We start from the raw sequence: 21,760 nt of genomic DNA on the forward strand, positions 1-21,760 counted from the left end.
CGAAAGCCCCTTTTCTTACAATTAATCTTGCGGACGAAGCGAAATTTCGCCCCCAACCCAAGATCTCCTTACCCCATCCTGCTCCAGAATTAATCCACCTTGCTGATCGATGCCGCGCGCAATTCCCGGGATTTCTTTATCGCCAATCAGCAATTTAACCGGCCGATTAATAAAGTTATCCAGCTCGCTCCAGCGATCGATAAAGGGTTCCAGTCCCTCGCGCTCAAATATCGGCAACGATTCACGCATATTGTTGATCAGATGCGCCGTTAGCGTATTTCGGTCCACGTTGACGCCGGCTTCCTGCAGGTTTATCCAGCCCTGGTTCACAATCCCGGCATCGGGTGAGCGCATAGCAAGATTGATACCCGCACCGATCACCAACTGAGCGGCATCGCCGGTTTTTCCGATCAACTCAACCAAAATGCCGGCCAGTTTGCGATCGTTCAGATAGAGATCGTTAGGCCACTTTACCCGAACGTCTTTAGCACCCAGCGATTGCAAAACTTCGGCAATGACAATCCCGATAACTAAACTCAGGCCCATTGCCGCCATTGGCCCCTGGTCCAGGCGCCAGTAGAGAGATAAATAGAGGTTTGAACCAAACGGGGAGAACCACTGACGGCCTCGCCGTCCTCGGCCTGCCTGTTGATACTCTGCTACACAGGCATCACCTGATTGCAGTGAATCCATTCTTTCCAACAGATACTGATTAGTTGAATCAATCACAGGGATCACGGCCAGCCGTTTTTCCTTCAGCTGCGCCATAATCGTTTCTTCATCCAGCAGCTGCATCGGTGCCGGCAAGCTATAGCCTTTGCCGGTAACAGTGAAGACATCAATCCCCCAATCCTTCAGGGTCTGAATGTGCTTATTGATTGCGGCGCGGCTCATGCCCAGCTGTTCACCAAGCTGCTCTCCGGAATGGAACTCGCCATCGGCCAACAGGCCAATCAGCGTTAACGGGACGGTATTTGCTTTCATGCAATGACTCCAACTGCATCCTTTTCACCCTGCGCGCCAATAAAGCGCACCTCAGGCTCAAGCCACACGTTAAATTTCGTGCCCACTCGTTGGCGCACTTCATGCGCTAAAGCCACTATGTCGCTGCCTGTCGCCTTCTCTTTATTGATCAGAACCAGCGCCTGCTGCTGATGCACCGCTGCGCCGCCAACGCTAACCCCTTTTAGCTCACACTGCTCAATCAGCCAGCCCGCAGCCAGTTTTACTGTACCATCCGCTTGAGGATAAGCGGGCAGCGTTGGGTAGGCAGTGCGGATCGCCTCTGCGGCTTCAGGAGTGACTACCGGATTCTTGAAGAAGCTGCCAGCGTTACCTGTTATCGCCGGATCTGGCAGCTTACTGCTACGCATTGCGCAGACCGCATCGAAAATCTGTTGGGGAGTGACCGTCTGTGGATCTAATGCTCTCAGGTCGCCGTAAGTCATTACCGGAAACCACTGTTTGTTCAACACCAGTCCTACGGCAACAATGGCATAGCCCAGCTGATACTGGTGCTTAAAGATGCTGTCCCGATAACCGAACTGGCAGGCGGCTGCCGTCAGACGTTCGACTTCACCGCTGTTTAAATCCAATACATCAACATAAGCACAGACATCCTTCAGCTCTACGCCATAAGCCCCAATGTTCTGGATAGGTGCTGAACCGACACAACCCGGGATCATCGCCAGGTTTTCCAGTCCCGGTATGCCTTTCTCCAGCAGAACCTGCACCAGATTGTGCCAGTTTTCACCCGCGCCAATATGCAGCTGCCAGTGATGCTGATCTTCCTCGATCTGTATGCCTTTAATTCTGTTGATGATCACCCGGCCAGAAAAGTCTTCCAGGAAAAGAATGTTGCTACCTTCTCCCAGTAGCAACACCGGCTGGTTGTGTAGCAGGCTCTGCTGCCAGCTTTGCAGAAGCGACTCTGTGCTGGTCGCTACATCAAGATTAGCGGCATGGGCGTCAAGGCCAAAAGTATTCCAGCATTGAAGGGAGTTATGTTGAGAGGACATGCTCAAACCTTAATAAATTAATCTACGGGAGAGTGTACCCCATCCATCCGCAAGCTTGCAGTGGATTTTGATTTAATAAATACTTTTCTTGTAATACGAGAATGAGTTACGTATAACCCCTTAAAAACCAAACTCTTGAATATTTATTTATATTAAAACTTTGGGGACAAAATCCCATCCTAATCAATCTATTATTTCAGAAAAATAATCACCCACCATTAAATAACATTTTTTAAAAATTGTGAGGCTTAATAAAATTCATGATAGTAATAATGAATTTCGATCACATAAGACGACGCGACGATATTCATTTCATCTGAAGACTATTTGATACAGGTTAGGCAATGAAGGTCTATCCGACTACAACTGTCGATATGCTAGCTGGTGAGATGGGATTATTTGAACGCTATTCTGATTCAGTTTTTCATATTTCCTCGGTACGTCATCAGCAGGATGATTAGTCATAAAAACTGGCTAATACATTACGCGACTGGTTAGTATTTACCTTCACGGAATCATTTAAACATTCTGAATCCCCCTGTCTACCTTACGTCAGGTACAATGTGCGCTATGGAAGGTTAGGGTGTAGTAATATCAGCAGCCGTGTTATTTCACTCAACAAACTTTTCGCTCAGTGTATTTATCCTCTGCACTTTCATGCTGTCATTATAATTTAAAAATTATCTGTAGAAACCCATAATCAGAATAGATTTTGGACCATTACTCTTATGGTTTGGCTATTTCATTAGGTTTATAGATCTTAATAAAATTACCATTATGTTCTCCTTAATAAGGCCGGGTAATTAGCGCTTCCAGAACACGACGTTATCTACCTGTTATTAACTTTGAAGGCGTCGTGCGGCAGCACGGCGTCTTTTTTTGTCTGGTTTTGGGGTGGTTTGGGGTGGTTTGGGATTTGAGTGGCCGGCTCTGGCCGTTAGCAGGCGGGTCCGTAGGCGTCCGGAAACCGTTCTGAGGCGGGTTTTGCCTTATTACGCACGCAAAAAAGCCCCATGCTTTCGCATGAGGCTTGTCTGCTTGTTTGATGCCTGGCAGTTCCCTACTCTCGCATGGGGAGACCCCACACTACCATCGGCGCTACGGCGTTTCACTTCTGAGTTCGGCATGGGGTCAGGTGGGACCACCGCGCTAAAGCCGCCAGGCAAATTCTGTGCTCTGTCCTGTGTATTTCGCTCCGTGGCCGCGTTGGCCGCGCTTGTAAACTCAGTCACATACCTCAGTATGCTCCTTCCTTCACGGCGCTTGCCGCCTTGCCACAAAGCAAAATCCCACGGACCGGGGTCCGCAGAACAGATAATTCTTTATCCGGTTCAAGCTGAAAATATCTGTTTGTGTCTCTCAGACACACACCAGAACGCTTCTGGTGTTGTAAGGTTAAGCCTCACGGGTCATTAGTACCGGTTAGCTCAACGCATCGCTGCGCTTACACACCCGGCCTATCAACGTCGTAGTCTTCAACGTCCCTTCAGGGGCCTTAAAGGCCCAGGGAAGATTCATCTCGAGGCAAGTTTCGCGCTTAGATGCTTTCAGCGCTTATCTTTTCCGCACTTAGCTACCGGGCAATGCCATTGGCATGACAACCCGAACACCAGTGGTGCGTTCACTCCGGTCCTCTCGTACTAGGAGCAACCCCTCTCAATCTTCCAGCGCCCACGGCAGATAGGGACCGAACTGTCTCACGACGTTCTAAACCCAGCTCGCGTACCACTTTAAACGGCGAACAGCCGTACCCTTGGGACCTACTTCAGCCCCAGGATGTGATGAGCCGACATCGAGGTGCCAAACACCGCCGTCGATATGAACTCTTGGGCGGTATCAGCCTGTTATCCCCGGAGTACCTTTTATCCGTTGAGCGATGGCCCTTCCATTCAGAACCACCGGATCACTATGACCTGCTTTCGCACCTGCTCGAGCCGTCACTCTCGCAGTCAAGCTAGCTTATGCCATTGCACTAACCTCACGATGTCCGACCGTGATTAGCTAACCTTCGTGCTCCTCCGTTACTCTTTAGGAGGAGACCGCCCCAGTCAAACTACCCACCAGACACTGTCCCCACGCCGGATCACGGCGCCAGGTTAGAACATCAAACGTTAAAGGGTGGTATTTCAAGGTTGGCTCCACGCAGACTGGCGTCCACGCTTCAAAGCCTCCCACCTATCCTACACATCAAGGTTCAATATTCAGTGTCAAGCTATAGTAAAGGTTCACGGGGTCTTTCCGTCTTGCCGCGGGTACACTGCATCTTCACAGCGAGTTCAATTTCACTGAGTCTCGGGTGGAGACAGCCTGGCCATCATTACGCCATTCGTGCAGGTCGGAACTTACCCGACAAGGAATTTCGCTACCTTAGGACCGTTATAGTTACGGCCGCCGTTTACCGGGGCTTCGATCAAGAGCTTCTCCTTGCGGATAACCCCATCAATTAACCTTCCGGCACCGGGCAGGCGTCACACCGTATACGTCCACTTTCGTGTTTGCACAGTGCTGTGTTTTTAATAAACAGTTGCAGCCAGCTGGTATCTTCGACTGGCTTCAGCTCCGGGAGCAAGTCCCTTCACCTACGCGCCAGCGTGCCTTCTCCCGAAGTTACGGCACCATTTTGCCTAGTTCCTTCACCCGAGTTCTCTCAAGCGCCTTGGTATTCTCTACCTGACCACCTGTGTCGGTTTGGGGTACGATTCCGTGTTACCTGATGCTTAGAGGCTTTTCCTGGAAGCAGGGCATTTGTTACTTCAGCACCGTAGTGCCTCGTCATCACACCTCAGCGTTAATAAGAGTCCGGATTTACCTAAACTCTCCGCCTACATGCTTAAACCGGGACAACCGTCGCCCGGCTAACATAGCCTTCTCCGTCCCCCCTTCGCAGTAACACCGAGTACAGGAATATTAACCTGTTTCCCATCGACTACGCCTTTCGGCCTCGCCTTAGGGGTCGACTCACCCTGCCCCGATTAACGTTGGACAGGAACCCTTGGTCTTCCGGCGAGCGGGCTTTTCACCCGCTTTATCGTTACTTATGTCAGCATTCGCACTTCTGATACCTCCAGCAGCCTTCACAGGCCACCTTCGACGGCTTACAGAACGCTCCCCTACCCAACAACGCCTAAGCGTCGCTGCCGCAGCTTCGGTGCATGGTTTAGCCCCGTTACATCTTCCGCGCAGGCCGACTCGACCAGTGAGCTATTACGCTTTCTTTAAATGATGGCTGCTTCTAAGCCAACATCCTGGCTGTCTGTGCCTTCCCACATCGTTTCCCACTTAACCATGACTTTGGGACCTTAGCTGGCGGTCTGGGTTGTTTCCCTCTTCACGACGGACGTTAGCACCCGCCGTGTGTCTCCCGTGATAACATTCTTCGGTATTCGCAGTTTGCATCGGGTTGGTAAGCCGGGATGGCCCCCTAGCCGAAACAGTGCTCTACCCCCGAAGATGAGTTCACGAGGCGCTACCTAAATAGCTTTCGGGGAGAACCAGCTATCTCCCGGTTTGATTGGCCTTTCACCCCCAGCCACAAGTCATCCGCTAATTTTTCAACATTAGTCGGTTCGGTCCTCCAGTTAGTGTTACCCAACCTTCAACCTGCCCATGGCTAGATCACCGGGTTTCGGGTCTATACCCTGCAACTTAACGCCCAGTTAAGACTCGGTTTCCCTTCGGCTCCCCTATACGGTTAACCTTGCTACAGAATATAAGTCGCTGACCCATTATACAAAAGGTACGCAGTCACACCACGAAGGTGCTCCCACTGCTTGTACGTACACGGTTTCAGGTTCTGTTTCACTCCCCTCGCCGGGGTTCTTTTCGCCTTTCCCTCACGGTACTGGTTCACTATCGGTCAGTCAGGAGTATTTAGCCTTGGAGGATGGTCCCCCCATATTCAGACAGGATGTCACGTGTCCCGCCCTACTCATCGAACTCACAGCAAGTGCATTTTTGTGTACGGGAGTATCACCCTGTACCCTGCGACTTTCCAGACGCTTCCACTAATGCACAAGCTGATTCAGGTTCTGGGCTGTTCCCCGTTCGCTCGCCGCTACTGGGGGAATCTCGGTTGATTTCTTTTCCTCTGGGTACTTAGATGTTTCAGTTCCCCAGGTTCGCCTTGCAACACTATGTATTCATGTTGCAATGATGCACCAAAGTGCACCGGGTTTCCCCATTCGGGTATCGTCGGTTATTGCGGTTCATATCACCTTACCGACGCTTATCGCAGATTAGCACGCCCTTCATCGCCTCTGACTGCCTAGGCATCCACCGTGTACGCTTAGTCACTTAACCTCACAACCCACAAGCGCCCCGAAAGACACTGCTGTTGTAAGCATTTGAGAGACTCGAACATATCGTTAATTTCATTCTTATTACGGAGAATGAAAACGACATGTCGTTTCAATTTTCAGCTTGTTCCGGATTGTTAAAGAGCAAATATCTCAAACGTGACTCGTCCTTGCGGAGAGAATCAGTTTTGAGATACTGGTTGATAATGTCTTTCACTCATTATCAGGAGATGGCGTCCCCAAGGGGATTCGAACCCCTGTTACAGCCGTGAAAGGGCAGTGTCCTGGGCCTCTAGACGATGGGGACTCTGTTACTGTTGCTCATTACGTTTTCTATCAGACAATCTGTTGTGGACACTACGCGGGAAGGTATCTTCAGGTAAGGAGGTGATCCAACCGCAGGTTCCCCTACGGTTACCTTGTTACGACTTCACCCCAGTCATGAATCACAAAGTGGTAAGCGCCCTCCCGAAGGTTAAGCTACCTACTTCTTTTGCAACCCACTCCCATGGTGTGACGGGCGGTGTGTACAAGGCCCGGGAACGTATTCACCGTAGCATTCTGATCTACGATTACTAGCGATTCCGACTTCACGGAGTCGAGTTGCAGACTCCGATCCGGACTACGACGCACTTTGTGAGGTCCGCTTGCTCTCGCGAGTTCGCTTCTCTTTGTATGCGCCATTGTAGCACGTGTGTAGCCCTGGCCGTAAGGGCCATGATGACTTGACGTCATCCCCACCTTCCTCCGGTTTGTCACCGGCAGTCTCCTTTGAGTTCCCGACATTACTCGCTGGCAACAAAGGATAAGGGTTGCGCTCGTTGCGGGACTTAACCCAACATTTCACAACACGAGCTGACGACAGCCATGCAGCACCTGTCTCACGGTTCCCGAAGGCACTAAGGCATCTCTGCCGAATTCCGTGGATGTCAAGGCCAGGTAAGGTTCTTCGCGTTGCATCGAATTAAACCACATGCTCCACCGCTTGTGCGGGCCCCCGTCAATTCATTTGAGTTTTAACCTTGCGGCCGTACTCCCCAGGCGGTCGACTTAACGCGTTAGCTCCGGAAGCCACGCCTCAAGGGCACAACCTCCAAGTCGACATCGTTTACGGCGTGGACTACCAGGGTATCTAATCCTGTTTGCTCCCCACGCTTTCGCACCTGAGCGTCAGTCTTTGTCCAGGGGGCCGCCTTCGCCACCGGTATTCCTCCAGATCTCTACGCATTTCACCGCTACACCTGGAATTCTACCCCCCTCTACAAGACTCTAGCCTGCCAGTTTCAAATGCAGTTCCCAGGTTAAGCCCGGGGATTTCACATCTGACTTGACAGACCGCCTGCGTGCGCTTTACGCCCAGTAATTCCGATTAACGCTTGCACCCTCCGTATTACCGCGGCTGCTGGCACGGAGTTAGCCGGTGCTTCTTCTGCGGGTAACGTCAATCGACAGGGTTATTAACCCTGTCGCCTTCCTCCCCGCTGAAAGTACTTTACAACCCGAAGGCCTTCTTCATACACGCGGCATGGCTGCATCAGGCTTGCGCCCATTGTGCAATATTCCCCACTGCTGCCTCCCGTAGGAGTCTGGACCGTGTCTCAGTTCCAGTGTGGCTGGTCATCCTCTCAGACCAGCTAGGGATCGTCGCCTAGGTGAGCCATTACCCCACCTACTAGCTAATCCCATCTGGGCACATCCGATGGTGTGAGGCCCGAAGGTCCCCCACTTTGGTCCGAAGACGTTATGCGGTATTAGCTACCGTTTCCAGTAGTTATCCCCCTCCATCAGGCAGTTTCCCAGACATTACTCACCCGTCCGCCACTCGTCACCCAAGAGCAAGCTCTCTGTGCTACCGTTCGACTTGCATGTGTTAGGCCTGCCGCCAGCGTTCAATCTGAGCCATGATCAAACTCTTCAATTAAAAGTTCGATTTGCTGAAACAAGTTCAGCGATGCTCAAGTGTAAAACGTCATAATGAATTTCATTATGTGTTCACTCTTAAGGCTTGATATTTTTTTGCGCCTTGCGGCGCTGATATCAATCCTGCGAGTGCCCACACAGATTGTCTGATAAATTGTTAAAGAGCGTTGCGGTAAGGGCCTTGGCGCCTTACTGCGAGGTGGCGTATATTACGCTTTCCTCCTTCAGAGTCAACTTCTTTTTGGAAGTTTTTCTCCGGCGATTCAGCTTCCTGAACCTCTGACCCGGTGACCGTTAAGTCGTTGTTCCGTGTCAGTGGATGCGCATTATAGGGAGTTCCTGACGAAGGACAAGTGTTTATTGCAGAAAAATGACTGACAGCGTCATTTTTCATCAAAGCGCCTTTTTTTCCTGCATTTTGCCTGATAATCCAGCAAATTCATGGGCAAAGCGACCCACCTGAACCCAATCTGTGTACTCAACTTCTTTACTGACATCGGTTTCGCCGCCGGTCATACGCATAATCAAGCGGATCATAAAGCGATCGAAGAAGCCATAGCGCGGATAACGCAGTGCGCCAGCGAATACCGCACAGCAGTCCGGCTGCCATGGCGACTGCAACAGGAACTTGCGGGTATACGCATTGGTCTGCGGCGTACGCTTCTCTGCTTTACGGGCGGTCAGGTTGACGGAGAAGAAGCCTCCTGGCCTTTCATTTAGCTGAGTCAGGTTCTTCTTCACAAATTTGGTTACCGCCGGATGGAAGTGACCGTAGTGAATAGAGGCCCCGATCAACACCCGATCGTACTTAGACCAGTCAACAGAAGAAGCATGTTCGATATTTAATACCTCACACTCCTGCTGCTCTTTAAGTTGGTTAGCTATATAAGCTGCAATCTCGCGGGTTTGTCCCTCGCGGCTGGAAAACAGAATCAACGCTTTCATATTCATTACTCGTTTTAGTTACTCGCGCCAGAAGGTCGGCGTAAACAGGACTAGCAACGTGAACACTTCAAGACGACCAAACAGCATCGTCAAGATTAAGATCCATTTCGCCGTATCATTCATGGTGGTGAAGTTATCTGCCACCACTCCCAATCCTGGGCCCAGATTGTTCAGGGTAGCTGCCACCGCCGCAAACGCAGAAAAATCATCAACGCCGGTGGCGATAATCGCCAGCATGCTCAACAGAAACACCAACGCATACGCAGAGAAGAATCCCCACACCGCTTCAAGGATACGTTCCGGCAGCGCGCGCTGTCCCAGCTTGATGGTGTAAACCGCGTTCGGATGCACCAGGCGCTTTAACTCACGGTTACCCTGTTTGAACAGCAGCAGGATACGGATGACCTTAAGCCCCCCGCCCGTCGAACCGGCACAGCCACCAATAAAGGCAGAGCACAACAACAAAACCGGCAGGAACAGCGGCCAGCGCGCGATGCTGTCGGTGGTAAAACCGGCGGTGGTGGCCATCGACACGACCTGGAAGAAGGCCTGGTTCAGCGTTTGCAGTCCGGAATGATAGACATCGTGGAACCACAACACGATGGTGCAGATCACCACTAAGGTCAGCTGTACCCCAATGAACATGCGGAATTCTGGATCGCGCCAGTAAACGCGAAGATTGCGGCCACTCAGCAGAGAGAAGTGCAGGCCGTAGTTACAGCCGGAAATCAGCAGGAAGATGGCAATGATCGTGTTAATCGTCGGGCTGTTGAAATAGCCGATACTCGCATCATGGGTGGAGAAGCCGCCGATGGCGATCGTTGAAAAGCTGTGACCGATGGCATCAAACAGCGGCATGCCCGCCAGCCAGAGAGCCAGCGCACAGACGACGGTCAGCAACACGTAGATCAGCCACAGGGTTTTCGCCGTCTCAGCAATACGCGGCCGCATCTTATTGTCTTTCAACGGGCCGGGCATTTCAGCGCGATACAGCTGCATGCCCCCCACGCCCAGAATCGGCAGAATCGCCACGGCCAGCACAATGATCCCCATGCCGCCCAACCATTGCAGCATTTGCCGGTAGAAGAGGATCGCTTTGGGGAGCGAGTCCAGCCCCACCAGCGTCGTGGCACCGGTCGTCGTCAGACCTGAGAAGGATTCAAAGAAGGCATCGGTAATTGAAAGGTTGGGATGTTCCGCAAAGATAAAGGGCATCGCCCCCACACTGCCCAGCACTGTCCAGAACAGCACGACGATCAGGAAGCCCTCTTTAGGCTTCAGCTCTTTTTTCTGCTTTCGATTGGGCCACCACAGCATCGAGCCGATCAGCAGTGCCATAAAGAAGGTCTGAGTAAAGGCTCGTCCGGCACCATCGCGGTAGATTAACGCGACCAGGCCCGGCACGATCATCGTCCCCGAGAACAAAATGACCAGCAACCCAACGATGCGGGTAATGGCACGATAATGCATGTAGCCTTTCCTTCCTGACGATGATGAGGTTAGTCGAGCGGTGTGAGCGTGAGCGCCCCTCGGCTAAAGTCTGTAAGATTTTGCGAAAACCCGGCCACCTGCGCATGGGGCAAGGCCAGCGTCAGCGAGACGCATGCCAAAAATTCTGTCTGCAACAGTTGGCCATGAAAGCGGCAGTCATTCTTTCTATCTCTGCCAGTTGAGCATAGTCACAGGAGAGCGTGAAGGTCAGCATCGGGACTTTTTGCTGACGCAGAAGCAGCTTTAATGCCTGTTGAACACCCCCGCCATACGCCTTCACTAAGCCGCCCGTACCCAACTGGATACCACCGTAATAACGCACGACGACGGCGGTCACTTCCCCGATGTTGTTTCCCATCAGCTGGGCAAGCATCGGTTTACCTGCCGTGCCAGAGGGTTCCCCGTCATCAGAGAACCCAAGCTGTTGTGAGTCGGAAGGGGCTCCCGCCACCCATGCCCAGCAATGGTGGCGGGCAGAAGGATGCTCGCCTTTCACCTGCTGAACAAAGGCCCGCGCCGCTTCCACGCCGTCAGTATGGGCCAACAGTGTAATAAACCTGCTTTTTTTGATCTCCTCGCTGACGCTGAAGCGCTCAGCGGGGATGTCATACGCGTCCATCAGTCCAGCTTCAGGTCACGCGTCATATTTTCCACGCCCTGTTCGCGAATAATGACGTTATCCTCGATACGGATGCCGCCATAAGGCTTGAGCGCATCAATGCGGTCCCAGTTGAAATGCTGGCTGAACTTGCCTTCACGCCATGGCGCCAGCAGGGAATCAATAAAGTAGATGCCAGGTTCAATGGTGACCACCATCCGCGGTTCCATAATGCGCGTGCAGCGCAGGTAAGGATATTGCGCAGGTGCGGCCTGATGCGTGCCCTCTTCATCCTGCATAAATCCGGCGACATCGTGAACCTGAAGTCCCAACGGATGGCCAATACCATGCGGCATAAACGGCCCGGTCAAATCTTCCGCCACCAGCGCTTCTTCACTCAGCCCTTTCACCAGCTGATGCTTAAGCAACAGTTTGGCAATACGCTGGTGCATTTGCAGATGGTATTCGGTGTAGCGAACGCCCGCTTTCATTGTGGCGATCAGCGCCAGCTCTTCTTCATTCATATCGCGGATCAGCTGGGCATAGTCATTGTCACTTTGCGCTGAATAGGTGCGGGTCAGATCGGCCGCATAGCCGTTGTATTCTGTTCCGGCATCAATCAGGAAGCTACGCGACTGCGCAGGGGGCAGATGATCCAACTTGGTGTAATGCAGCACCGCAGCGTGTTCATTCAGCGCAATGATATTGCCGTAAGGCACATCAATATCGCGATGCCCGGTGGCGCTCAGGTAAGCGCCATTGATATCAAACTCGCTCATGCCAGAGAGGAACGCCTCTTTGGCAGCACGATGACCGATCACCGCGGTTTTCTGCGCTTCGCGCATACAGTACAGCTCATAGTCAGTTTTCAGCGAGCGATGGTAATGGAGGAAATCGATAGCGGCTTTCGGGTTAGTCAGCTCCGCTTTGATGCCTAACTGCGCCGCGCGCGCGGGCACAGGGCCGATATAAGCCACATTACCCAGCTTAGCAGGCAACAGCTGTTGAATCTCATCGGCATTTTTTAACGCCACGATGTCGATTTCGTCGGTCCAGAAGCTTTGCGGCAGCGGTTCAACGTTGTGCCAGTAATCAACCGGCGAGTAGAACCACAGCTTAGGTTTGTTTACGCCATCCACCCATAGCCAGCAGTTCGGCACAGAGGTCACCGGCACCCAAGCTTTGAATTGCGGATTCACTTTAAAGGGATAGGTATGATCGTCGAGGAAAACGGTAAGCAGTTCTCCCGAATGGATCAACATGGCATCCAGCTTGCTGCGAGCTAATACCTGCTGAGCACGCGCCTGTAGTGTTTTCAGGTGGTCCTGATAAAGAGTGACCAACGATTCCATAACTCCGTCTCCATTAACGTGAAATTGAGCGCATCTTATCACAGCCCTTTACCCGATGCCGTTTTGCCGCGCCTGTGATCTTGTTTGCAAATTAGCAAACTCTCGTTTGCAAATAATTAACATCCCTTCCACACTCTCGATCATCTGGTATGACCAGATCCCCTTTATGCGGCTTCAGGAGATCAACATGCTCTACAAAGGCGACACGCTTACCCTGGACTGGCTGGAAGATGGCATCGCCGAGCTGGCTTTTGATGCGCCCGGCTCGGTGAACAAGTTGGATACACAAACCGTGGCCAGCCTGGGTGAAGCTATTTCGGTTCTGGAGAAGCAGCCAGGGCTGAAAGCGCTGCTGCTCAGCTCCCGCAAACCGGCTTTTATTGTTGGCGCGGATATCACTGAGTTCCTTTCCCTGTTTGCGGCACCGGCTGAAAAGCTGGAACAATGGCTGGGATTTGCCAACGGCATCTTTAGCCGACTGGAAGACCTGCCCGTGCCGACGTTATCCGCGATCCAGGGCTATGCACTCGGTGGCGGATGTGAATGCATTCTGGCGACCGATTTCCGTATCGCCACCCCGGACGCCCGCATCGGCCTGCCGGAAACCAAATTAGGCATCATGCCTGGCTTCGGCGGATCGGTACGTCTGCCTCGTCTGTTAGGTGCGGACAGCGCGCTGGAAATTATAGCCGCCGGCAAAGATGTCGATGCGCAAAAAGCGCTGGCCATCGGTCTGGTTGATGCCGTGGTCCCGGTTGAGAAATTGCAGCAGGCCGCGCTGGCCATCCTGCAGGAAGCGATATCCGGCAAGCAGGACTGGCGCGCACGCCGTCAGCCGAAGCTTGCGCCGCTGAAACTGAGCAAAATTGAAGCCACCATGAGTTTCAGCATTGCAAAAAGTATGGTGCTGCAGACCGCCGGGAAACATTACCCGGCACCGATGATGGCAGTGAAAACCATTGAGGCCGCAGCAGGTCTGGGCCGTGATGCCGCGCTGAAGCTGGAGACGCAGGCCTTTGTGCCACTGGCCCGTTCTGACGAGGCTCGCGCACTGGTGGGGATCTTCCTCAACGATCAGGCGGTGAAGGCCAAAGCCAAAAAGCTGACCCGCGACGTTGAAACGCCAAAACACGCCGCTGTGCTGGGCGCCGGTATTATGGGCGGCGGCATTGCTTATCAGTCCGCCTCGAAAGGCGTACCGGTGATGATGAAGGACATTAATCCTGCTTCGCTGGAATTGGGCATGAAAGAAGCCGCGAAACTGCTGAATAAACAGCTGGAACGCGGGAAAATCGACGGCATGAAACTGGCTGGCATTATTGGCACCATTCAACCCACGCTGGACTATGCCGGCTTTGAGCGGGCAGACATTGTGGTTGAAGCCGTTGTTGAAAACCCGAAGGTAAAAGCCGCGGTGCTGGCAGAAACGGAAGGCTATCTTCACAGCGGTGCGATCCTGGCGTCGAATACCTCCACCATCCCAATCAGCCAGCTGGCCCACGCGTTGAAGCGGCCAGAAAATTTCTGCGGCATGCACTTCTTTAATCCTGTTCACCGCATGCCACTGGTCGAAGTGATCCGGGGTGAGAAAACCTCAGACGAGACGTTGGCTACCGTGGTGGCCTGGGCCAGTAAAATGGGCAAAACGCCGATCGTTGTTAATGACTGTCCGGGCTTTTTCGTTAACCGGGTGCTGTTCCCTTACTTTGCTGGCTTCAGCCTGCTGCTGCGCGATGGCGCGGACTTCCGCCAGATAGATAAAGTGATGGAAAAACAGTTCGGCTGGCCAATGGGCCCGGCCTGGCTGCTGGACGTGGTGGGGATTGATACCGCCCACCATGCACAGATGGTGATGGCTGACGGTTTCCCTTCCCGCATGAAGAAAGATTATCGCGATGCGATTGACGTGCTGTTCGATGCCAAACGCTTTGGTCAGAAAAATCAGCTTGGTTTCTATCGCTGGGAAACGGACAGCAAGGGTAAACAGAAGAAGGTGGCGGATCCGGCGGTCGATGACCTGTTGCAGACGGTCTGTCAGCCCAAACGTGTCTTCAGCGATGACGAGATCGTTGCCCGCATGATGATCCCGATGATCAATGAAGTCGTGCGTTGCCTGGAGGAAGGAATTATTGCCTCCCCAGCCGAGGCCGATATGGCGCTGGTTTATGGCCTCGGCTTCCCGCCTTTCCACGGCGGCGCTTTCCGCTATCTCGATACGCAAGGCAATGCGCGTTTTGTCAGCCAGGCTGAACCGTTCAGCGAGCTGGGTGCGCTTTATCAGCCGCCTGCTGGCCTGAATGAAAAAGCGCAGAAAAACGAAAGCTGGTATCCACAGGCAGCGCCAATCGGCGATGCCACTCTGAAAACGGCGTGAGGGTAAGATAATGGAAAAAGTCGTGATTGTTGATGCCATCCGCACGCCGATGGGTCGTTCTAAAGGTGGCGCTTATCGCCACGTTCGTGCTGAAGATTTATCGGCACATTTGATGCGCAGCCTGTTGAGCCGCAATCCGGCGCTGGACGCGGCTTCGCTGGACGATATTTACTGGGGCTGCGTGCAGCAAACCCTCGAGCAAGGTTTCAATATTGCCCGCAACGCGTCTCTGTTGGCGGAGATCCCGCACAGCGTACCGGCCACCACGGTCAACCGTCTGTGTGGTTCCTCAATGCAGGCCCTGCATGATGCGGCCCGTGCCATTATGGTGGGCGATGCCCATGCCTGTCTGATTGGTGGCGTTGAACATATGGGCCACGTGCCGATGAACCACGGCGTGGACTTTCATCCGGGATTGAGCAAAACCGTCGCCAAAGCGGCTGGGATGATGGGGTTAACCGCCGAGATGCTCGCGCGCATCCATAAAATTAGCCGTGAACGTCAGGACGCCTTTGCCGCGCGCTCTCATCAACGAGCCTGGGCTGCCACGCAGGCGGGCCACTTTGCCAATGAGATTGTGCCAACCAGCGGACATGATGCCGATGGCGTACTGCGTCGTTACGACTTCGATGAGGTGATCCGTTCAGATACTACCGTTGCGGGCCTCGCCGCATTACGTCCCGCTTTCGATCCGGTCAACGGCACGGTCACTGCAGGCACCTCTTCTGCACTTTCCGACGGTGCCGCAGCGATGCTGATAATGAGTGAATCCCGTGCGCGTGAGCTGGGCCTCAAGCCGCGAGCGGTGGTCCGCGCGATGGCGGTGGTGGGATGTGACCCTTCGGTAATGGGATACGGCCCGGTTCCGGCGTCAAAACTGGCGTTAAAAAGGGCCGGTCTGAACGTGAGGGATATTGGCGTCTTCGAACTGAATGAAGCGTTTGCCGCACAAACGCTGCCCTGTATTCAGGATCTCGGCCTGCTGGAAGTGATGGATGAAAAGGTCAATCTGAATGGCGGTGCGATAGCGTTAGGTCATCCGCTGGGCTGTTCGGGTGCCCGCATCAGTACCACCTTGCTTAATCTGATGGAAAGGCGCGATGCGCAATTTGGTCTGGCGACCATGTGTATTGGTCTGGGACAGGGGATCGCCACCGTCTTCGAACGCATCTGATACGTTGAACTGGCTGTTTCACTGATTCAATTCCCGCCTGTCAGGGGCGGGTTTTTTCGTTGCTCAGGTTCAGGGGCAGAGATTCCTGCCCCCGGCAACCTCAGATAAAGGCGAAGGCATCGCCGAACATCTGATCTTCCTTCGCGCCGCGCTCGGCACAAAAACGCTCACGGGCGATTTTAGCCATCTCGAAACGGCCTGCAATATAGATGTCATGACCGGCAAGCGTGGCATAATCATTCATCACGGCGGTCAACACCGTGCCACTGCGCCCATCCCAACCCGCTTCAGGCTGCTCGACAACCGGAATAATTTTCAGGTTAGGGTGCTTGATGGCCAGCGCGTCTAACTCTTCCAGATCGTAGAGATGTTTCAGCTCGCGTCCGCCCCAGTAAAGGGCGATATCACGATCCGGCTGTTGAGAAAGAGCGGTCAGCAGAATAGAACGGGCATAGGAGAACCCGGTTCCACCCGCAACCAGCACCAGCGGGCGATCGCCCTCTTCCCGCAGCCAGGCATCACCATGGGGAATATCGACGGTGATTTTGCGCTGTTCCTGAATGCGTTCCATCACCGCCATGGCATAAAGATTCAGTTCTGAGGCACCAATGTGCAGCTCGATAATGTCTTTTTCCATCGGCGTGGAGGCCAGTGAGAACGGACGCTTGTCACGCTCGTCCATCACCACCATCAAATACTGGCCAGCACGGAAGCTAAAATCAGCTTCCGGCACCATTCTCACTCGGTACACAGTATCGGTAATCGCCTCTACTGAGGTCACTTTGCAGCTTAACGTTGTCATGCGTTCCCTCTGTCGGGTCTCTGGCAGTTATTTGCCGGGCGTGTTATTGCGCGTAGGTGGCTCACTGAAGATGCCCAGTTCGTCCCAAATCTCATCAATACGGGCTGTTACCGCCGGATCTTTACGGATTGGACGTCCCCACTCTCGCGTCGTTTCGCCTGGCCATTTATTGGTCGCATCCAGTCCCATTTTCGAGCCTAAACCGGAAACAGGTGAAGCGAAGTCCAGGTAGTCGATCGGCGTATTTTCAACTAAGACAGTATCTCTCGCCGGATCCATTCGCGTGGTGATCGCCCAGATGACGTCGTTCCAGTCACGGGCATTCACATCATCATCGCAGACAATAACAAATTTGGTATACATAAACTGACGTAGGAAAGACCAGACGCCCATCATTACGCGCTTGGCATGTCCCGCATACTGTTTTTTCATCGTAACCACGGCCAGGCGATAGGAACATCCTTCCGGCGGCAGATAGAAATCGACAATTTCCGGGAACTGCTTCTGCAGGATCGGCACAAAGACTTCATTCAGCGCCACGCCTAACACCGCAGGTTCATCCGGTGGACGACCGGTGTAGGTCGAATGATAGATCGGATTGCGGCGCTGGGTGATATGCGTCACGGTGAACACCGGGAAACTGTCTACTTCATTATAGTAACCCGTATGATCGCCGTAAGGGCCTTCTGGCGCCATTTCGCCAGGCTCGATATAGCCTTCAAGCACAATTTCGGCGCTGGCGGGCACTTCCAAATCGTTGGATATGCACTTCACCACTTCCGTTTTAGTGCCGCGCAGCAGGCCGGCGAAGGCATATTCAGAAAGGGAATCAGGAACGGGGGTCACGGCACCCAGAATCGTGGCCGGATCGGCGCCCAACGCCACGGATACCGGGAAACGTTCCCCCGGATGCTGCTGCGTCCACTCATGGAAATCCAGCGCGCCGCCGCGATGGGAGAGCCAGCGCATAATCAGCTTGTTCTTGCCAATCACCTGCTGACGATAGATGCCGAGATTCTGCCGCTCTTTGTGCGGACCGCGTGTGACGGTCAATCCCCAGGTAATTAACGGGGCCGCATCTTCAGGCCAACATTTCATTACCGGGATTCTATGCAGATCGACCTCGTCGCCCTGCCAAATCTCTTGCTGGCACGGCGCATCGCGCAGACGCTTGGTCGGCATGTTCAGCACCTGCTTCCACTGCGGCATCTTATCGAAGAAATCACGGAAACCGCGAGGTGGCTCAGGTTCTTTCAGGAACGCCAGCAGGCGGCCAACATCACGCAGCGCCGAGACATCTTTCTGTCCCATGCCCATGGCCACACGGTCCGGCGTACCGAACAGGTTGCACAACACCGGCATGTCGTACCCTTTTGGATTTTCGAACAGCAGTGCTGGGCCGCCAGCTCGCAGGGTGCGATCGGCGATTTCGGTCATCTCAAGATCCGGGTCGATCTCTTGCGTAATACGTTTTAATTCCCCGCGCTGCTCAAGCAAGGCAAGGAAATCGCGTAAGTCGTGGTATTTCATGACTTCTCATCAATACGGTCAGTGAATCGGCCATTATAGGGAGGATTGTTACGCTATGCTTAGTTTTTTGGAGCGACCGCGTTCTGGAAACCAAATTCTTGCCAGGGCCCCCTCTCTGCGGGATCCCGCTATAACTCTGGCGATGAGTTTGGTATTCTTAGTGGCCCTGTTATCAAAAAGTGACGTTATGGAATCCTGGTATTTACTTTATTGCAAACGTGGCCAGCTGCTTCGCGCGAAAGAACATCTTGAGCGTCAATCGGTGCATTGTCTTAGCCCAATGATTGCATTAGAGAAATTGGTTCGCGGAAAACGCACCCAGGTGGATGAGCCGCTCTTCCCCAATTATCTGTTTATTGAGTTTGATCCGGAAGCGATTCATACCACAACCATAAGCGCCACGCGGGGCGTCAGCCATTTCGTTCGCTTCGGCAGTCTGCCGGCCAGCGTTCCTCATGACGTGATTATGGCACTGCAAACCGACACGCCAATCACCATGGTCGATCCTGACGTGCCTCAGCCCGGCGACCGCGTGTTAATTACCTGCGGCGCGTTTGAAGGGCTGAAAGCCATCTTCACCGAGCCCGATGGGGAAGCGCGCTCAATGCTGCTGCTGAACCTGCTCAATAAGCAGATCACGCGCAGCCTCGACAACAAGCAGTTCCACAAGCTTTAACCCTTCCTGCCGGTGATGCCGGAATTACGCCGGCAAACGAAACAGCTTACGCGCATTAGCCTCGCACTGACGTGCCAGCGCCTCGGGTTCTTCCCCACGTAATTCCGCCACAACCTGCACAATATGCGGCAGGAAGCAGGGCTCATTACGTCGTGAAGGTGGCCTCGGGCGCATGTCGCGGGGCAGCAGATAGGGTGCATCCGTTTCCAACAGCAGGCGGTCGGCCGGGATCAACGGCATTAACTCACGAAGCTCTACGCCACGTCGCTCATCGCACACCCAACCCGTAATCCCAATTGAGAGTCCCGCCGCCAGACAGGCTTCAAGCTCTTCGCGCGTGCCGGTAAAGCAGTGCACCACGGCACCGGGCAACGTTGGTAACCAGGGCGTGAGGACGGCGAGGAAACGGTCGTGGGCATCGCGACAGTGGAGAAATACCGGCATTGCCAATTCGGCAGCCAGCTCAAGCTGGGCATTGAACGCATAAACCTGCTGCTCAGGTTCAGAGATATTGCGGTTGAAGTCCAGACCACATTCGCCAATGGCGACCACTTCAGGGCTCTCCGCCAGCCGTTTCAGGGTCGCAGCGGTTTCGCCTGACCATTCACTGGCATGATGGGGATGAACACCGGCGGTGGACCAGCAATAACCCGGACGACGCGTGGCCAGGCTTTGTGCCTGCTGGCTTTCCAGCGCGTTGGTACCGGTGATCAGTAAGCCGGTGATCCCGGCGTCTTTCGCACGTTTTACGACCTGGTCGCGATCTTTCGCGAACTGCGTGCTGGTCAGGTTCACACCAATATCGAACATAGGATTTTCCAAACAGTAACCGCCCTTTCGGGCGGTTACGTTACTTCATGTAAGGGAGCGTTGGACCTGCTTTACGCTACTCTGGGCCCGATTCATCCGGGTCCATGTCCTGGCGACGCTTGCCAACATAGAAGCGCGCGAAGAACACGCCGACTTCAAACAGGCAATACATCGGAATAGCCAGAAGCGTCTGAGAGAAGACATCTGGCGGGGTCAACAGCATTCCCACCACGAAAGCACCCACCAGTACATACGGGCGCTTCTTCTTCAGGTCTTCCGGGGTTGTCATGCCGGTCCAACAGATCAACACGATAGCGATTGGCACTTCAAAGGAGACGCCAAACGCCATAAACAGTGCCATCACAAAATCGAGATAGTTGTTAATGTCAGTGGCAATCAGCACGCCCTGCGGCGCGGTCTTGGCGAAGAAGCCAAAGGCCAGCGGAAAGACAACAAAGTAGGCGAAAGCCATGCCGGTATAGAATAGGAATGAACTGGAAAACAGCAACGGCATAACCAGTTTACGCTCATGGCGATAAAGCGCAGGGGCGATAAAGGCCCAGATCTGATACAGGATCACCGGTACCGCAAGGAATACCGAGACGATCATCGTCAGCTTTATTGGGGTGAAAAACGGAGACGCAACGTCAGTGGCGATCATGCTGGCGCCCGCTGGCATCTGCTTAATCAGCGGTGCGGAAACCAGCTGGTAGATGTCATTGGAAAAATAAGCCAGACAGATAAAGATGCCGACGACGGCAATAATACAGTTCAACAAGCGCTTACGGAGTTCAATCAAATGACTGATAAGCGGTTGGGTATCTTCAACAGCCATGTTTATCGTTCATCGCTCGGTAAATGGGTGGAAACAGGAGCACGGCTGGACAGGATTGGCGCGTCGCCACTCGTGGTCACGGCCGGTTGCGGTTCAGGTTTCACTGTCGAGGCCTGAGCTGGCGCGGTAGCCACTTCGGGTGCCTGAACGGGCGTAGATGCCACGTTAGTAGCCGGAATGGGTGAGGTTGCCGCTTCAGATACCTGAACCGGTGTGGTCACCGCGTCAGGGGCTGTGACAGGGGAACTGGCCTGATGGTCGGCTTCCGCTGGCGTCACACCCTCATGCGTCTCGGCAGAGTTCTTCACAAGGGGGTTATGGATGGTGTTGGCTTCGTCATCGGCTTTTTCATTTTCGCCGAGGTAAGACCGCTTCATGGATTCTGCTGATTGCTTCAGCTCTTCCATTGACGCCTTCAGCTCAGGAGAAAGGCTGTTCTTACTGGCCTCTTCCACCTTTTTCAGGCTGTCCTGCAGCTCCTGCAATTTAAGTTCCTGAGCGAGTTCGTTCTGCACACTGGTCGCCAGTGAACGCAGAGCGCGGATCCAGCCAACGACGGTTCTGACCGCCACCGGTAAACGCTGTGGACCCAGCACGACCAGCCCGATAACGAACACCAAAATCAGTTCACTAAAGCCTATGTCGAACACGGTTTATACCTTGTCGTTCTTGACGTCTTCTTTCTTCGCTTCTGTCCGATCTTTTTCCGCCAGTTTGGCGTGGAAGTCAGCATCATTAGCATGGTCTTTATCTTTCTCGTTTTCGTCGCCCATGGCTTTTTTGAAGCCTTTGATCGATGAACCCAAATCAGATCCCAGCGTACGGAGTTTGTTGGTACCAAACAGAAGAACAACAATTACGGCAATGATTAACAATTGCCAGATACTAATACCGCCCATGATTTTGCCTCTGATATTGAGTTGTGGTGCCAGTTTTTCAG

14 protein-coding genes, 1 tRNA gene, 3 rRNA genes and 1 pseudogene are annotated in these 21,760 nt (G+C 53.4%); 3 read left to right on the forward strand and 16 right to left on the reverse strand.

The genetic code is table 11. The features are described 5' to 3' along the window. Nucleotides 1–21 precede the first annotated feature (21 nt). From birA to pepQ, 10 genes and pseudogenes are all read right to left on the reverse strand, one after another. Entirely contained in the window at nt 22–984 is a 963-nt protein-coding gene (birA, locus tag AC1UKS_RS21035; RefSeq protein ID WP_482435125.1) for a bifunctional biotin--[acetyl-CoA-carboxylase] ligase/biotin operon repressor BirA, read from the reverse strand. Then, the gene (murB, locus tag AC1UKS_RS21040) at nt 981–2,018 is read right to left on the reverse strand and encodes a UDP-N-acetylmuramate dehydrogenase (protein ID WP_482435126.1); all 1,038 of its coding nucleotides are present in this window, start codon (nt 2,016–2,018) and stop codon (nt 981–983) included. The genes birA and murB overlap by 4 nt, the downstream gene beginning before the upstream one ends. A gap of 1,047 nt (nt 2,019–3,065) precedes the next feature. Beyond that, a 5S ribosomal RNA gene (rrf, locus tag AC1UKS_RS21045) occupies nt 3,066–3,181 on the reverse strand. A 228-nt stretch (nt 3,182–3,409) separates the two neighbouring features. Then, nucleotides 3,410–6,317: ribosomal RNA gene (locus tag AC1UKS_RS21050) — 23S ribosomal RNA — on the reverse strand. A 227-nt stretch (nt 6,318–6,544) separates the two neighbouring features. Further along, nucleotides 6,545–6,620 (reverse strand) — tRNA-Glu (locus AC1UKS_RS21055). A 73-nt stretch (nt 6,621–6,693) separates the two neighbouring features. Then, nucleotides 6,694–8,234 (reverse strand): 16S ribosomal RNA (locus AC1UKS_RS21060). Together the 16S, 23S and 5S rRNA genes with 1 tRNA gene alongside form the textbook arrangement of a ribosomal RNA operon. Before the next feature lie 392 nt (nt 8,235–8,626). Beyond that, entirely contained in the window at nt 8,627–9,178 is a 552-nt protein-coding gene (gene hemG / locus AC1UKS_RS21065) for a menaquinone-dependent protoporphyrinogen IX dehydrogenase (protein ID WP_265908473.1), read from the reverse strand. Nucleotides 9,179–9,196: 18 nt separating this feature from the next. Further along, nucleotides 9,197–10,648: a Trk system potassium transporter TrkH gene (trkH, locus tag AC1UKS_RS21070; RefSeq protein WP_013200285.1), complete on the reverse strand. Its 1,452-nt coding sequence runs from the start codon at nt 10,646–10,648 to the stop codon at nt 9,197–9,199. Between the two features lie 29 nt (nt 10,649–10,677). Continuing rightward, nucleotides 10,678–11,288: pseudogene (locus AC1UKS_RS21075) on the reverse strand (IMPACT family protein). Further along, the gene (gene pepQ, locus AC1UKS_RS21080; RefSeq protein ID WP_482435128.1) at nt 11,288–12,619 is read right to left on the reverse strand and encodes a Xaa-Pro dipeptidase; all 1,332 of its coding nucleotides are present in this window, start codon (nt 12,617–12,619) and stop codon (nt 11,288–11,290) included. Before pepQ ends, AC1UKS_RS21075 begins: the two are co-directional and overlap by 1 nt. A 187-nt stretch (nt 12,620–12,806) precedes the next feature. Between pepQ and fadB the strand changes: the two genes are divergently transcribed. After that, complete coding sequence (gene fadB / locus AC1UKS_RS21085; RefSeq protein WP_482437068.1) at nt 12,807–14,993, forward strand: fatty acid oxidation complex subunit alpha FadB; 2,187 nt, start codon at nt 12,807–12,809, stop codon at nt 14,991–14,993. Nucleotides 14,994–15,003: 10 nt separating this feature from the next. Then, entirely contained in the window at nt 15,004–16,167 is a 1,164-nt protein-coding gene (fadA, locus tag AC1UKS_RS21090; protein ID WP_482435129.1) for an acetyl-CoA C-acyltransferase FadA, read from the forward strand. A gap of 100 nt (nt 16,168–16,267) precedes the next feature. Here fadA and fre read toward each other — a convergent pair whose 3' ends face one another. Together fre and ubiD are read right to left on the reverse strand one after the other, a co-directional pair. Continuing rightward, complete coding sequence (fre, locus tag AC1UKS_RS21095) at nt 16,268–16,969, reverse strand: NAD(P)H-flavin reductase (RefSeq protein WP_053142087.1); 702 nt, start codon at nt 16,967–16,969, stop codon at nt 16,268–16,270. Between the two features lie 27 nt (nt 16,970–16,996). Further along, entirely contained in the window at nt 16,997–18,499 is a 1,503-nt protein-coding gene (ubiD, locus tag AC1UKS_RS21100) for a 4-hydroxy-3-polyprenylbenzoate decarboxylase (protein ID WP_482435130.1), read from the reverse strand. Nucleotides 18,500–18,686: 187 nt separating this feature from the next. On the opposite strand from ubiD, the gene rfaH reads away from it, so the two are divergent. Continuing rightward, nucleotides 18,687–19,175, forward strand: coding sequence for a transcription/translation regulatory transformer protein RfaH (rfaH, locus tag AC1UKS_RS21105; protein WP_013200278.1), 489 nt, complete (start codon nt 18,687–18,689; stop codon nt 19,173–19,175). 24 nt (nt 19,176–19,199) lie between these two features. On the opposite strand, the gene tatD is transcribed toward rfaH, so the two are convergent. The 4 genes from tatD to tatA all read right to left on the reverse strand — a co-directional run bounded on the left by tatD (nt 19,200) and on the right by tatA (nt 21,719). Then, entirely contained in the window at nt 19,200–19,985 is a 786-nt protein-coding gene (gene tatD / locus AC1UKS_RS21110) for a 3'-5' ssDNA/RNA exonuclease TatD (protein ID WP_482435131.1), read from the reverse strand. A 76-nt stretch (nt 19,986–20,061) separates the two neighbouring features. Then, on the reverse strand, nt 20,062–20,820 hold the full coding sequence (gene tatC, locus AC1UKS_RS21115; RefSeq protein ID WP_265908462.1) for a Sec-independent protein translocase subunit TatC: 759 nt from the start codon (nt 20,818–20,820) through the stop codon (nt 20,062–20,064). A 2-nt stretch (nt 20,821–20,822) separates the two neighbouring features. After that, on the reverse strand, nt 20,823–21,470 hold the full coding sequence (tatB, locus tag AC1UKS_RS21120; protein ID WP_482435133.1) for a Sec-independent protein translocase protein TatB: 648 nt from the start codon (nt 21,468–21,470) through the stop codon (nt 20,823–20,825). Between the two features lie 3 nt (nt 21,471–21,473). After that, a complete protein-coding gene (gene tatA, locus AC1UKS_RS21125) occupies nt 21,474–21,719 on the reverse strand; it encodes a Sec-independent protein translocase subunit TatA (protein WP_265908475.1) in 246 nt (81 codons plus the stop codon). Nucleotides 21,720–21,760 lie beyond the last annotated feature (41 nt).

Source organism: Erwinia sp. AK-PDG3-5, from assembly GCF_056821705.1.